The 16,625-nt window shown below is 53.8% G+C and carries 3 protein-coding genes; 2 read left to right on the top strand and 1 reads right to left on the bottom strand.

Features of this window, described 5'->3' with window-relative positions; genetic code table 11:
- Nucleotides 1–271 precede the first annotated feature (271 nt).
- Nucleotides 272–6,841 carry a putative Ig domain-containing protein gene (locus EHT25_RS13840; protein WP_124875418.1) on the top strand — a complete coding sequence of 2,190 codons (6,570 nt, stop codon included), beginning with the start codon at nucleotides 272–274 and terminating at the stop codon, nucleotides 6,839–6,841.
- 83 nt (nucleotides 6,842–6,924) lie between these two features.
- On the opposite strand, the gene ispE is transcribed toward EHT25_RS13840, so the two are convergent.
- Nucleotides 6,925–7,731: a 4-(cytidine 5'-diphospho)-2-C-methyl-D-erythritol kinase gene (gene ispE, locus EHT25_RS13835; protein ID WP_124875416.1), complete on the bottom strand. Its 807-nt coding sequence runs from the start codon at nucleotides 7,729–7,731 to the stop codon at nucleotides 6,925–6,927.
- 316 nt (nucleotides 7,732–8,047) lie between these two features.
- On the opposite strand from ispE, the gene EHT25_RS13830 reads away from it, so the two are divergent.
- Nucleotides 8,048–16,585, top strand: coding sequence for a putative Ig domain-containing protein (locus EHT25_RS13830; RefSeq protein ID WP_185731360.1), 8,538 nt, complete (start codon nucleotides 8,048–8,050; stop codon nucleotides 16,583–16,585).
- Nucleotides 16,586–16,625 lie beyond the last annotated feature (40 nt).

The raw sequence follows: 16,625 nt of genomic DNA, 5'->3' as shown, positions 1-16,625 counted from the left end.
TTAAAAACGCATGTTACTTTTCTATGGTTTAACCTTTCAATAAATCATGATAATAGTGTAATTTATCTTTCTAATATACCAAAAAACAGCTTTTTTCTCCCTAAAACATAACTATTACAGGGTCAATATGGATTACCGGAAACTAAGTTAAAGTTACACCAGGTTTTGCGGCTCAATTTTTGTTAGCTATCTTTCCAAAATATTAAGATTCTTCTATTTATCCGTCGTTTTGGTCGAGGTGCTTATCATTATTTTATCAAATAAACTTTCTATGCTCAATTCCTTTACTTCACGTTTGTGTGCTGCACTGGTATTGTCCGTTTTCCTATCGCTGGTAGGATATGGACAAGTGGGAATTAATATGGAAGACAAGGATTACATCAATTCTGTTACTCCAGCTCCAAATCCTGCCGTCAATTTCAAAGCTGCAACCAGCATGATGTTTGACAAAGCCGGTAACTTATACGTAGCTTGCCGGTATGGGCAGGTTTACCGAATCAAAAGAGGGGAAACCACTGCAACCCTGATCCTGAATATTGAGGAAGAGGTAGCCGGTTATGGCGATCATGGTATATTGGGACTGACGCTTGACCGCGATCATTTGTCCAATGGCCGATTTTATATCTACTACATTGTAGATATGTACTATTATGACAATTTCGGCAAACCCGGGTATGACTCGAAAAAATCGACGGATGACGTTGCCACCATCGGACGGCTTACCCGCTATACCGTCAATCCGGCCGATAATTACAAGGCCGATTTGTCCAGCCGGAAAATTCTGATCGGCGAAACCCTTGAAACGGGTATTCCGATTGTAACGCCCTCCCACGGTGGGGGTGGTCTGGCAACCGGGGTTGATGGCAGTATTCTATTGGGTACGGGGGATGCCGCCAGCTTTATCGAGCCCGACATAGGTTGTAATGGAACAATGACCTGGTTTAGACAAGCCATTGACCGGAAGATTTTAAAGTCGACGCCTTCCGATCCGTACGGGGGATGTAATGCCTACGATAAAAATAAAATCACGGAAAATATCGGAGCCTACAAAGCCCAGGTTCTCTTCTCCCACAATGGCAAAATCCTGCGGGTCAATCCGGAAAATGGAGATGGTTACCCGTCCAATCCATTCTACAATGCCAGCATGGGGATTCGCGAACCCCAAAACCGGATTTATGCGTTAGGATTCCGTCAGGCGTTCCGGCTTTCGGTTCGGAATAACACTGGTGATCCGAACCCCGCCAATGGCAATCCGGGCGTTCTGTACGTTGGTGACGTTGGTTTTTCGTATTGGGAAGAGCTTAATGTTGTAACCGCGCCGGGGCAAAACTTTGGCTGGCCTTATTACGAAGGCGTAGATAAAGGCCGGAATGAGTATTGGAAAACCGAAGTTTTCAAACCCGCCAACCCCATCAAGCCCCGGATTCAATACCGCGAAAACAGAAACACGCAGATCGTTCAGGGCGACGCCGTGGTTAGCTCCGATACCCGCCCGCTGGAAGGAAACTGTATTGTTGGCGGAGTCTGGCACGAAGGCGGTGGAAATTATCCGAAAGAGTTTCAGGATACCTATTATTTTGCGGACTACGGAACCGGCTGGATTGCTGGTGCAAAATTTGGTCATGATGAGAATCCCGAAGCAGGGAGCCTTTTCAAGATGGCGACCAAAATGACGGTTACACCCTTTTCCGACCGGATTGTGGGTATGGCTTTCAATCCGTATGACCGGAACATATACTACCTCACGCTGGGCGAAAAATCACTCGTACGTCAGTTTGCCTTCACCACCAATCAACCACCGACGGCGGTCATTACCAAGGATAAAGAGTTTGGTAACAGCCCGCTGACGGTTAATTTCTCCGCCAATAATTCGTATGACCCGGAAGGAACCGCACTCACCTACGAATGGGATTTCGGCGATGGAAGCAGTAAGAACCTGACCAAAAACCCACCCGCGAAAACCTTTACCAGTACAGGTCAACGAACGTTTACCGTCTCGTTAAAAGTGACAGACGGTCAGGGAAAAAGTAGCACCGAACAGACGGTCATCTCAGTCAACAACACGCCCCCGACCATTCAATCGACATCGGTGGATGGATACACGCAGATTTCGTTGCCGCAAACCATTAACCTGAGTGCTACGGCAACGGATGCCCAAACACAAGATGCGCAGCTGAAATACCAGTGGACGGTTTATCTCTACCACAACGACCACCGGCACGCCGTTTCCATTATCAACAGCAAAACCGGTACGGTCAATCTCTCGGAAGGGAATTGCGACGGAGAAGCCAGTTACTGGTACGGAATGGAGCTCACGGTTACCGACGCGGGCGGTTTGACGACGACCTACACCAAATACATTTACCTGAATTGTCCCGGTCAGCAACAAACCATCACGTTCGATCCGATTGCCGATAAGGCCCCCAATGCCTCCGCCTTCCGGCCACCGGTTTCGGCTTCTTCCGGATTGCCGGTCACGTTGTTCTCGGTCGATGGCCCGGCGGTTATCGAAAATGGACAAATTAAGCTGAGTGGCGGTATTGGTCTGGTAACGATTCGGGCCACACAGCACGGAAACGGTACGTATCGCTATGCGCAGCCGGTTGAAAGGTCGTTTATGGTGACGAATAGTGCCCCATCGACCCCGGATACGCAGAACCCATCAGCTCCCACCAATCTGGCAGCTTCCAACATCACGCAGACATCGTTGCAACTGAACTGGACGGCCTCTTCCGACAATGTTGGGGTAGCTGGCTACGATATCTACCGGGGTGGCTCGAAGATTAACGTCAATATCGTCAATGCAACCACGTATGCCGTTACGGGTTTGACGCCCAACACGGCTTACTCATTCGTGGTGGTGGCCCGCGATGCGGCTTTGAATACTTCCGGTAACAGCAACACCGTCAATGTTACGACCCTGGACGTAAGTTCGAATCCTCCGCCGGTTGCTCCGGCGGTTTCGCCCCTGTCGGCAACGCTCAACGCTACGTATACATCGGCTCCGCTGCCTACCTTCACCGACAGTGATCCGCTGACTTATTCGATGACCGGTTTGCCCTCGGGACTGACTTTTAACCCAACAACTCGGGTAGTTTCCGGTCTGCCCACGCAGCAGGGTACGTTCACGCTGACGTATTCGGCGGCTGATGCGCAGAGCAAAACCGATCTCTCCATTACCCTTGTGGTTGGAACCAGCGGCCCGGTGATCACCGGGAATTTCCAGGGATATCTGGATGTAGTGAACTGTAATACCATTTCGGGTTGGGTTTATAATGCCGATAGCCCCAATACCTCGTATACGGTTGAATTTCTGGCCGCAACCGGAACCAATCCGCCCATAGCCTCCGCCACTTCATTCGGTACCACTCCGGCCAACATTTTCCGGCAGGATTTGGTCAATGCGGGCAAAGGAAACGGGGTTCATGGCTACAGCTTCACGGTTCCTAACACCATCAAAACCAACCAGCAGCAAACCATCTGGGGCAAGGTGCAGGGATCGGCTTATATTCTTTTGTGGTCACCAAAAACCGTGACCTGCGAAGGAACCGGCAATGCTGCTCCGGTGGCGCCAACGGTTTCGCCTTTGTCAGCAACGATCAACGCAGCCTATACCTCGGCAGCTCTCCCGGCCTTCACCGATAGCGAACCGTTGTCGTACTCGCTGACCGGTTTACCCAGCGGCTTGACCTTTAACGCCAATACGCGGGTGATTTCGGGAACACCCACGCAACAGGGCACCTTTACGCTGACTTACTCGGCGGCCGATTCGCAGAATAAAACCAATCTATCCGTCACGCTCACGGTGGCAGCTGGCGGAGTGACCAATCCGCCCCCGGTACCTCCGGCGGTTTCGCCCCTGTCAGCAACGATCAACGTGGCCTATCAGGCTGCGGCTCTCCCGGCCTTTACCGATAGTGAACCGCTGTCGTACTCGCTGACCGGTTTGCCCAGCGGGTTGAGTTTTGATGCCAACACCCGCGTGATTTCGGGAACACCAACCCAGCAGGGCACTTTCACACTAACGTATTCGGCCGCCGATTCACAGAACAAGACCAATCTGTCGATTACGCTCGTGGTGAATGCGGGCAATACCCCGAGCAATCCGGCACCGGTAGCACCTACGGTTTCGCCCTTGTCGGCAACGGTCAATGTGGCTTATACGTCTGCCGCACTGCCGGTTTTCACCGATAGCGAACCCTTGTCATACTCGCTGACCGGTTTGCCCAGCGGGTTGAGTTTTGATGCCAACACCCGCGTGATTTCGGGAACCCCCACGCAGCAGGGCACCTTTACGCTGACCTACTCGGCAGCCGATTCGCAGAATAAAACCAATGCATCCGTCACACTCATGGTGAATGCGGGCGGAACAACCACGCCACCCGCGCCAGCCGCGAATTATGACGGTTATCTCGTTCTTAATTGTAGCACGATTTCGGGTTGGGCCTGGGAGCGCGACCGAGGCAACGCGGTCGTCAATGTCGAACTGTTTGAAGGCACTTCGATTGAAACCGCAACGCCAATCGGAACCATTCCCGCTAACGTGTTTCAGCAGCATTTGTTAACGGCTGGAAAAGGCAATGGTGTCCACTGGTTCGACTTCCCCGTTCCGGAATACCTCAAGGATGGCCAGAATCACTCCATCCTGGGTCGGGTGCAGGGATCGTTATTCATCCTGAAATTTTCAGCAGGACAGCCCACGTTTATCAACTGTCCGGGCAGCGGAACGCCCAATGCGGCTCCGGTCGCTCCGGCGGTTTCGCCCCTCTCGGCCACGGTGAGTGTAGGCTTCACGGCCAGCGCGCTGCCGGTCTTTACCGATGCGGAAAACGATGCGTTGACATATACACTGACCGGTTTACCCAATGGCCTGAATTTCGACGTCAATAGCCGGGTGATCTCCGGAACACCCACGCAGCAGGGCACGTTCACCCTGACCTATTCGGCAACGGACAACAAGCACGCGCCGGTTTCGACTTCACTCACACTGACGGTCAATGCGGGTGGAGGAACACCGGTGAACGATCCCCCGGTCGCTCCGGCGGTTTCGCCTTTGTCAGCAACGGTCAATATTGCTTATCAGTCGGCGGCCCTTCCGGTCTTCACCGATAGCGAACCGTTGTCGTACTCACTGACCGGTTTGCCCAGCGGCTTGAACTTCGACGCCAATAGCCGGGTGATCTCCGGAACACCGACGCAACAGGGCACCTTTACACTGACCTATTCGGCGGCCGATTCGCAGAACAAAACCAATACGTCCGTAACGCTTACGGTGAACGCAGGCAGCACTCCGTCCAATCCGGCTCCGGTCGCTCCGACGGTTTCACCCCTGTCGGCAACAATCAACGTAGCGTATACCTCAGCGGCTCTTCCGGTTTTCACGGATAGTGAACCGTTGTCGTACTCACTGACCGGTTTACCCAATGGCTTGAATTTCGACGCCAACAGCCGGGTGATTTCGGGAACACCCACGCAGCAGGGAACTTTCACGTTGACTTATTCGGCGGCTGATTCGCAGAATAAAACCAATGCATCCGTCACCCTTACCGTTGTATCCGGTAGTACAACCCCACGGGCTCCGGCGGCTAATTATGATGGTTACATCACCATCAACTGCGCCAGTTTCACCGGCTGGGCCTGGGAGCGCGCCAATGGAAATGCGGTGGTCAACGTCGAGTTCTTCGAGGGACCATCCATTGACGCGGGAACACTCATCGGAACCATTCCCGCTAATATTTTCCGGCAGGATTTGTTGAATGCGGGCAAAGGAAACGGGGTTCACGGCTACGAATTCCCGGTTCCGGAATACCTGAAAGATGGTCAGAGTCACACGATCTGGGGACGCGTGGTAGGATCGGAATTCGTGCTGAAATTCATCGTCGGTCAGCCTACCTCGATCAACTGTACGGGTAGCGGTACTCCGCCGACCAATGCGGCTCCGGTTGCTCCGGCGGTTTCGCCTTTGTCGGCGACCATTAATGTCGCTATCACGGCCAGTGCATTACCGGTCTTTACCGATGCGGAAAACGATGCGTTGACCTACACCTTGTCCGGTTTGCCCAACGGTGCGTCATTCAACGCTTCGAACCGGGTGATTTCTGGAACGCCAACGGTAAGCGGCACGTTTACGCTGACCTACTCGGCCACCGACAACAAGCACGCGCCGGTTTCGACCACCTTTACCTTAACCGTTAATACCAGCGGAGGCACGACCAACCCGCCAACGAGTGGTGGCAGCGGACCGGGTAATTACGAAGGCTATCTGGATGTGGTCAACTGCAGTACGATTTCCGGCTGGATCTGGGATCAGAACCGCCCCAACACAGCCATCACGATCGAGTTTGTGGAAGGGAATACGGTAATCGGTACGATAGATGCCAATATTTTCCGTCAGGATTTGAAAAACGCCAACAAGGGCAACGGGATCCACGGCTACAGTTTCCCGGTACCCACTTCGCTCAAAAACGGTCAGCCTCACTCGATCAGCGGTCGGGTACCCGGTGGAAATTATACCCTGAAATGGTCACCCAAGACGTTGAACTGTCCGGTCGGCAGCCGTCAGAGTGCGGAAGAGCAAGTCGAAATCAGCATGGAACTGAAGGTAAGCCCAAACCCCAGCCGTGGCCGGGTCGAAATCAGTTATCAGGTGGAAGCCGATCGTTGGGCCGACTTGCAGGTGGTCGATATGATGGGCCGTCCGATCTGGCAGAAACCCACCATCGGAACCGGCAAAATGGAGCACGAAACCATTGATTTAAGTTCGGGAGGCACTAACGTCTACCTGATTCAGTTGCAGACGGCCAAACAGATTGTGACCCGTCGCCTGCTGATTAACCGGTAATCAAGTGTTCTCTCAACAAAAAAACCGCCGTATTTCTACGGCGGTTTTTTTGTTGAAGTCGTGAGCCGGTATTGAGTAAGCGGTTATACCTTTTTCTGCCAGACCTGATAGGTATCAAAATGATCCGGCAACGGTACCGCTTGCTCAAAAATTCCGTAAATAGTTGAGCCCGAACCGCTCATACTGGCATACACTGCCCCCGCTTGGTATAGTTCTTGTTTTATCGTAGCCAGAACGGGATAGGTTCCGAAAAGGCTGTCTTCAAAGTCATTCTGAATCGTTTCCCGCCAGGTTTCAATGGGGGCGGTCAAGAGCGTGCGGAGCGGTTGAGGGCGTTTCCGAGGTCGAACATTGGCGTACGCTTCTGCGGTAGATATGGCCAGATTGGGGTAGACCAGTACGATGGTATATCCACCCAGTGACACATCAATTTCTTCAAACCGGTCGCCTTTTTCGATGCAATACATGGGGCGGTTCTGGATGAAGAAAGCGCAATCACTGCCCAATCGCCGTGCATATGTTTCTAATTTTTCGGTGGATAGCCCCAAACTGAACTGTTCGTTCAACAGACGCAGCGTAAAGGCGGCATCGGCTGAACCTCCGCCCAGACCGGCTCCAACCGGAATCATTTTGTGCAGATACATCTGGACGGGCGGAAGTTCGAAATCAAGTTTGAGATATTCATACGCCCGCACGCAGAGGTTGGTCGTTATGTCGCCCGGAACATGCGTTCCGCCGATCTCCAGCGAGGTTTGCGGAGCCGGAATAGTTTCCAGTAAATCGGTCAGAGGAACGGGGTAAAAACAAGATTCCAGATTATGAAAACCGTCGGGTCGTTTTTCGGTAATATATAAACCGATGTTTATTTTTGCATTCGGAAAGAGTATCATTCAGAACCAATTGAGCCCTTTAAATAATTTTTTTGCAACGTATGAAGAGAACACATGTTACCAATTTCTTTGATTCTCACACCTTTAAGTCTTCCGTTTAGTAAATTCTGACTACTAAATCATTGAAAACATTTGGATTTTTCCTATATTTCCGACAAGATTCCCCTGTATAATTCGAAATTTCAGGGATAAATATACGGTACTTCGGCTAGTAATTCCTTTTTATCGCCTGAAATAGGTTGTTCCCATCCTATCCTGTTTTGTTGCCGTGAAGTACGGTCTGCGCTGAATGACATGTTTAAGTAAAATCGATCTTATGACAAACTTTTGTACTAAAATCAAGCCCTTCCTTCTTGTAGTTACATTGATTGCCTTTTTTGTACCGAATGCCTACAGCCAATATCCCTCCAATTTTTCGGAAGAAATATATGCGAGTGAACTGGCAGGTGCGGTTGGGCTTACCTTCGACAAAAACGGAGCCATGTACGTGTACGGCATCGATGGCCGGGTCATCCGGATTGATCCCCAGACGAAGCAACGCTCCACGCTCTTAGACATTTCGGGTGAGGTCGGCCGCTATGATGACTTTGGGTTGTTAAATATGGTGCTCGACAACGACTTCCTGAACAACGGCCGGTTTTACTTATACTACGTCATTAAATATGCTCCGGACAAATGGCAGGGGACCTACGCCCGGATCACCCGCTACGAAGCGAATAAAGCGGATAATTTTCGCTCAATTGTTCCTAATAGCCGCAAAATCCTGATTGGTGCGCCCAACCCCAGCAACCCCAGCAAAGGGGTTCCCGGCGACTGTATTCCGATTACATCAAGTTCGCACGCCGGTGGTGGGATGTCGATGGGTGCCGACGGTACGCTGCTTATCCCAACCGGTGACGGAGCCGCCCCCAACGTCGATCAGGGGAGCTATTCCGAATCGTATCCCCTGCAGTCGATCAACAACGGTTTCATGACCAGCGCCGAAAACATCGGTGGTTATCGTTCGCAGGTTGACTATTCGTTATCCGGTAAGGTGCTCCGGATCAGTACGGAAACGGGAGATGGCGTACCGGGTAACCCGAATTACGATTCCGGCAACCCGCGCTCCATCAAAAGCCGGATTTATGCTTCCGGTCTCCGGCAACCGTTCCGGAGTTCCCTCCGTCCCAATACCGGAAGCACGGATGTAAATGCCGGAGACCCGGGCGCTTTATACATCGGCGATGTCGGTCTGTCGACCTGGGAAGAAATCAACGTCATCAAGAAAGGCGCTAACTACGGCTGGCCTTACTACGAAGGCATGTACCCCAATACCGCCTATACAAAACCACAATACAAACCGGATGGCGTCACCTTCACCCAGCCAGCCATTAGCTGGCGTACGGGTCCCGGACAGGTAAACCGGAACGGAACCCTTACTAACCTCAGTGACACTCCGACGGGATCTTTACCCGGTTATTGCGTCATCGGTGGTGCTTTCCACCCCGGCGGAGGAAACTACCCGGCGGAATACCAGAATGCGTACTTTTTCGCCGATTTTGCCGGTGGCTGGATTTCTAAAATGGCGTTTGACGGTGATAATCAGCCCCAGCCTTCAACGCTAACCAAGCTGCTGAATGGTGGTTCTTCCTTCCAGTACATTACCTGTATTGCTTTTAATCCGGTTGATAAAAACCTGTATTATGTGCGCTACCCGGAAGACGGAAGCGAAAAAGTCCGTCGAGTCATTTATAACAGTGGCGCGGGTGGAAGTCCGCCGGTTGCGGTTATTGTGTCGGATAAAAACAATGGGGCGAGCCCGCTGACCGTTAAATTCACCGGTAACACGTCTTACGACCCGGAAGGCAAAGCCATCACCTACGCCTGGGATTTTGGTGACAACACAACCAGCACGGCGGCTAACCCGGAACATACGTTCTCCACCAACGCCGTCTCGACGGTTTACACGGTTAAACTAACCGTAACCGATCCGGATGGCAAAACCAATTCGACCACCAAAGCCATCACGGTCAGTAGCGCCAATAACAATGCTCCGGTTATTGTCAGCACCAGTGTCGATGGGCTGACGCAAATGGACCTCAGCTCGATCCGGAATATTAACCTGTCGGCGGTTGTCAACGACGAAACGCCCTCAAATCAGTTGAGCTATAAATGGACGGTTTCGCTCTTTCACAATGACCACCAGCACGACGACCTGATTACGACCACCCAGACCGCAACGGCCTCGCTGCCGCCCATCGGCTGCGACGGAAACCTGACGTTCTGGTACGGTGTCAAACTGGAAGTAACCGATGCTGGTGGATTGAAAACCGAAACCATCCGGTATATCTACCCGAATTGCGCCGGAACGGCCCAAACCATTACACTGAATGACATTGCCGACCGCGCGCCCAATGCACCTCCGTTCACTCCGCAGGCAACGGCATCATCCGGCAAACCCGTAGTCATTTACGTGATTGCAGGTCCGGCGGTAGTGGCCGAAAATCAGGTTTTTTTAACCGGTCGGCTCGGTAGGGTAACCATTCGGGCGGCCCAACACGGCGGTGATGGTTTTATGCCCGCCCGCCCAGTCGAAAAATCGTTCAATGTCGTTTCCAATGCTTCTGACCAACAGCCTCCAACGGTTCCAACGTCGCTGGCGCTCAGCAACATCACTCAGAATTCGATGAGATTGACCTGGAATGCATCGACCGACAACGTCAGTGTATCCGGTTACGAAGTCTACCGAAACAATACAAAAATTGCGGATGTAACCTCCGGAACCACTTATACCGCAACCGGTTTGAACTCAGGTACGGAGTATTACTTTTTCGTGCGGGCGGTTGATCAAACCGGAAACGTATCGTCCAACAGTAATACCGCCACCGGAACAACTACGGGAACCAGTACGCCACCGGTCAATGTAGCACCTACGGCACCTTCCATAGCAGGTTTGACAACGACAGTCAATACCAGCTTCACGTCGAATCCTCTGGTGCCCTTTACCGATCCGGATGGCGATGCGCTGACGTATTCGCTGAGCGGTTTGCCCGCAACCCTGAGCTTCAATGCGAGCACGCGGGTGATTAGCGGAACGCCAACCCAGACCGCTACGTACACCCTAACCTATACCGCCACTGACAACCGAAATCCGGCGGTCAGTATGACCTTTACACTGACCGTTACCAGTGTTGCAGTTGTAACGGGCAATTTCGAAGGGTATCTGGATCAGGTCAATTGTAACACCATTTCGGGTTGGGTCTTCAATTACGATAAACCGAACGATCCTTACACGGTCGAGTTTCTGGCCGCAACGGGTAACAATCCGGGCATCGAGTCGGCGGTTTCGGTTGGTACGACGGTAGCCAATATTTTCCGGCAGGATCTGATGAATGCGGGCAAAGGCAACGGCGCTCACGGCTACAGCTTCACGGTTCCCAACAGCGTCAAAACCAACCAGCAACAAACCATCTGGGGCAAGGTCCAGGGATCGACTTACGTACTGATGTGGTCGCCCAAGACGCTCACCTGCGCGGGCACCGGCAACCCCGGCCCGGTCGCGCCAGCGGTTTCGCCCCTGTCGGCAACGGTCAATGTAGCGTATACGTCTGCGGCCCTCCCGGTCTTCACCGATACCGAACCGTTGTCGTACTCACTGACCGGTCTGCCCAGCGGCTTGACTTTCAACGCCAGCACGCGGGTGATTTCGGGAACACCCACGCAGCAAGGCACCTTTACGCTGACCTACTCGGCGGCTGATTCGCAGAATAAAACCAATCTGTCTGTCACCCTCACGGTAGCAGCCGGTGGCACGCCATCCAATCCGGGGCCAGTCGCGCCAACGGTTTCGCCTTTAACGGCAACGGTCAATGTAGCTTACGCTTCGGCGGCCCTTCCGGCCTTCACCGATACCGAACCGTTGTCGTACTCGCTGACCGGTTTACCCAGCGGCTTGACTTTCAACGCCAGCACGCGGGTGATTTCGGGAACACCGACCCAGCAGGGCACTTTCACACTAACGTATTCGGCCGCCGATTCACAGAAAAAAACCGACCTGTCCGTCACGCTCACCGTGGCTGCGGGCGGAACGGGACCGGTCGTAACGGGCAATTTCGAAGGGTATCTGGATCAGGTCAATTGTAACACCATTTCGGGTTGGGTCTTCAATTACGATAAACCGAACGATCCTTACACGGTCGAGTTTCTGGCCGCAACGGGTAGCAATCCGGGCATCGAGTCGGCGGTTTCGGTTGGTACGACGGTAGCCAATATTTTCCGGCAGGATCTGGTGAATGCGGGCAAAGGCAACGGCGCTCACGGCTACAGCTTCACGGTTCCCAACAGCGTCAAAACCAACCAGCAGCAAACCATCTGGGGCAAGGTCCAGGGATCGACTTACGTACTGATGTGGTCGCCCAAGACGCTCACCTGCGCGGGCACCGGCAACCCCGGCCCGGTCGCGCCAACGGTATCACCCCTGTCGGCAACGGTCAACGCGGCCTATACGTCTGCGGCCCTCCCGGCATTCACCGATACCGAACCGCTGTCGTACTCCCTGACCGGTTTGCCCAGCGGCTTGACTTTCAACGCCAGCACGCGGGTGATTTCGGGAACACCGACCCAGCAAGGCACCTTTACGCTGACCTACTCGGCGGCTGATTCGCAGAATAAAACCAATCTGTCTGTCACGCTGACCGTCGGCGCGGGTAGCAATCCACCACCGGTCCCTCCGGCGGTTTCGCCCCTGTCGGCAACGGTCAACGTAGCGTATACGTCTGCGGCCCTCCCGGTCTTCACCGATACCGAACCGTTGTCGTACTCGCTGACCGGTTTACCCAGCGGCTTGACTTTCAACGCCAGCACCCGGGTGATTTCGGGAACACCAACCCAGCAGGGCACTTTCACACTAACGTATTCGGCCGCTGATTCGCAGAACAAAACCGACCTGTCGGTTACGCTTACGGTGAATGCAGGCAGTACCCCATCCAATCCGGCGCCGGTCGCTCCCACGGTTTCGCCTTTGTCGGCAACGATTAACGTAGCGTATACATCTGCGGCCCTCCCGGCTTTCACCGATAGCGAACCGTTGTCGTACTCGCTGACCGGTTTACCCAGCGGCTTGAACTTTAACGCCAATACGCGGGTGATTTCGGGAACACCCACGCAACAGGGCACCTTTACGCTGACCTACTCAGCGGCTGATTCGCAGAATAAAACCAATCTGTCCGTTATCCTTGCGGTGGTTGCCAGCAGTACAACCCCACGGGCTCCGGCCGCTAATTATGACGGTTACATCACCCTCAGTTGCGGCAGTTTCACGGGTTGGGCCTGGGAACGCGCCAATGGAAATGCGGTCGTTAGCGTCGAGTTCTTCGATGGACCTTCCATTGATGCGGGTACGCTCATTGGTACGGTGGCGGCTAACATTTTCCGGCAGGATTTATTGAATGCGGGCAAAGGTAATGGTGTGCACGGGTATGATTTCCCGGTTCCGGAATCCATCAAGGATGGCCAGAACCACATCATCTGGGGACGCGTGGTAGGATCGGAATTCGTGCTGAAATTTATCGCCGGTCAACCTACCTTCATCAACTGCCCGGGCAGTGGGGTTCCGACCAACCCGGCGCCGGTTGCCCCAACGGTTTCACCCCTGTCGGCAACGGTCAATGCGGCTTACACCTCGGCGGCCCTCCCAGCCTTTACCGATACTGAACCACTGTCGTACTCGCTGACCGGTTTACCCAGTGGCTTGAATTTCAACGCCAATACGCGGGTGATTTCGGGAACACCCACGCAACAGGGCACCTTTACGCTGACCTACTCAGCGGCTGATTCACAGACCAAAGTCAATTCATCCATTACGCTGACGGTCAATGCGGCTCCCACACCGACGAATGCCGCACCGGTCGCTCCGGCGGTTTCGCCCCTGTCGGCAACGGTCAATGTGGCTTTCACGGCCAGTGCGTTGCCCGTCTTCACCGATGCCGACAACGATCCGTTGACGTACTCGCTCAGCGGGTTACCCAATGGGTTAACTTTCGACGTCAACTCCCGGGTGATTTCCGGCACACCGACGCAGCAAGGTCCATTTACATTAACCTATTCGGCTACCGACAACCGGAGTTCGCCGGTTTCTGTGACCCTTACATTAACGGTTACCAGTGTGGTAACACCACCCGTCGGGGCTTATGAAGGATTCCTGGATGTCATTAATTGCAAAGGTGATATTTTCGGATGGGTATGGGATGCCAATCAACCCAATACGCCCCTGAATATTGAAATTCGGGATAATGACAATCTGATTGCCACAATAACCGCTTCTCTGGCCCGCCCCGACCTGGTCAGTGCTCAGATTGGAAACGGACAACACGGTTATTCCTGGATTATTCCGGCAACGCTGAAAGACGGCCAGAATCACAGCATCGGAATGCGCATTCAGGGTACTTCGTACGAACTGATCGGTTCGCCGAAAACGCTGAACTGCCCGGGAGATGGAAGCCCGCTGCCGGTAGATCCGAGCAATCAGCCACCCACCGGTCCGGCTATTCCCATCCTGAACCGGGAGGTCAACGTTGCAACCTCCTATGTGATTCCCGAGTTTACGGATACCGAAAACGGTGACTTAACCTACGCGCTTAACGGCTCGGTGCCGGGGCTGGACTATTCGCCAACCAGCCGGACCATCAGCGGTACGCCCACCACGCTGGGAACGTATACCATGAGTCTGATCGTGACCGATCCAAAAGGAAAAACCGCTTCGGCCCTGGTGACCTTTGTTATTTCCAATACGGCACCTCCGGTTAACGATCCTCCGGTAGCGCCAACGGTTTCGCCTTTGTCGGCAACGGTCAATGTGGCTTATCAGTCAGCGGCACTTCCGGCCTTCACGGATACGGAACCGTTGTCGTACTCGCTCACCGGTTTACCCAGTGGATTGACTTTCGACGCCAACACCCGCGTCATTTCGGGAACGCCGACACAACAGGGGACCTTTACGCTGACCTACTCGGCCGCCGATTCGCAAAGCAAAGTCAACGCATCCATCACGCTCACGGTGAATGCGGGTGCAACGCCGAATCCACCCCCGGTCGCTCCGACGGTTTCGCCCTTGTCGGCAACAGTCAATGTGGCTTATCAGTCAGTGGCGCTCCCGGCCTTCACGGATACGGAACCGTTGTCGTACTCGCTGACCGGTTTGCCCAGCGGCTTGAATTTCAACGCCAGCACCCGCGTCATTTCGGGAACACCCACGCAGCAGGGTACCTTTACGCTGACTTACTCGGCGGCTGATTCGCAGACCAAAGTCAACGCATCCGTCACCCTCACGGTGGCAGCGGGCGGAACGTCTACTCCACCTGCTCCGGCGGCCAATTACGACGGTTATCTGGTCATCAATTGTAATACGCTGTCGGGTTGGGCCTGGGAACGCGACCGAGGAAATGCGGTCGTCAACGTCGAACTGTTTGAAGGACCTTCCATTGATGCAGGTACCCCATTGGGAACCATTGCTGCGAATGTCTTCAAGCAGCATTTAGTGGATGCGGGCAAAGGAAATGGTATTCACTGGTTTGACTTCCCCGTTCCGGAAAGCCTGAAAGATGGACAGAATCACACCATCTGGGGACGGGTTCAGGGATCGTTGTTCGTACTGAAGTTTTCGGCAGGTCAGCCTACGTTCATCAACTGTCCGGGTAGTGGGGTTCCATCCAATCCGGCACCGGTGGCGCCCTCGGTTTCGGCTCTGTCGGCAACGATTAATGTGGCGTATACTTCCGCAGCTCTGCCAGCGTTCACCGATACCGAACCGCTGTCGTACTCGCTGACCGGTTTGCCCAGTGGCTTGAGTTTCAACGCCAGCACCCGGGTGATTTCGGGAACGCCCACGCAGCAGGGCACCTTTACGCTGACCTACTCGGCGGCTGATTCGCAGAACAAAACCAATACGTCCGTCACGCTCACGGTAGCTGCGGGTGGAACACCGACCAACGCAGCTCCGGTTGCTCCGGCGGTTTCGCCCCTGTCGGCCACGATCAATGTAGCCTTTACGGCCAGTGCATTGCCGGTCTTCACCGACGCCGAAAACGATCCGTTGACGTATACCTTATCGGGTTTACCCAATGGCTTGAATTTCAATGCCGGCACCCGGGTGATTTCCGGAACGCCGACGGTCAGTGGTACGTTCACGCTAACCTACTCGGCTACGGACAATCAGCACTCGCCGGTTTCCATGACCTTTGCACTGACGGTTAACGCCAGCGGAGGAAGCACAGGCAACGGCCCGGGCAATTACGAAGGCTTCCTGGACGTAGTTGCCTGTAACGCGATTACCGGCTGGGTCTGGGATCAAAACCGCCCCAATACCGTCATCTCGCTTGAGCTTGTCGAAGGGACTACCGTCGTTGCAACTACGGATGCGAATATTTTCCGGCAGGATTTGAAAAATGCCGGAAAAGGCAACGGTATTCACGGCTACAGCTTTACGGTTCCTACCGCACTCAAAGATGGCAAGGCGCACAGTCTGAATGCCCGCGTACCGGGAGGCAATTATACGCTGAAATGGGGTCCCAAAACGCTGACCTGCCCCAGTGGTGGTCGCGAAGGTGTTGCCGATCCTGAACTGAGTTCGGAACTGACGGTAAGTCCAAACCCCAGCAGTGGACGGACCATTGCCAGCTTCCGGTTAGAAGCTCAGAAAACCGCGACCTTGCAGGTGGTGGATGTGCTGGGCCGGGTTACGTGGCAGCAAAACGTGGTCGGTACCGGCCAGGTGCAGCACGAAACGGTCGACCTAAGCCAGCATGCGGCCGGTCTTCATTTCGTGCAGTTGAAAACCGCCGACAAACAGTTGACTCAACGCCTGATCATCAACAAGTAACCGACCCGAACAGGCATCAAAATAAAAACCGCAGACACAA

The sequence above is a fragment of the Larkinella rosea genome (assembly GCF_003858635.1).
In the GTDB taxonomy this organism is placed as follows: domain Bacteria; phylum Bacteroidota; class Bacteroidia; order Cytophagales; family Spirosomataceae; genus Larkinella; species Larkinella rosea.
The sequence above is the reverse complement of the archived record's forward strand: the minus strand, read 5'-3'. Positions and strand labels throughout refer to the sequence as shown.

Bases quoted from the DNA above. Each gene is read 5' to 3' on its own strand.
- EHT25_RS13830 (WP_185731360.1), top strand. From the start codon at position 8,048: ATGACAAACTTTTGTACTAAAATCAAGCCCTTCCTTCTTGTAGTTACA.
- ispE (WP_124875416.1), bottom strand. From the start codon at position 7,731: ATGATACTCTTTCCGAATGCAAAAATAAACATCGGTTTATATATTACC.
- EHT25_RS13840 (WP_124875418.1), top strand. From the start codon at position 272: ATGCTCAATTCCTTTACTTCACGTTTGTGTGCTGCACTGGTATTGTCC.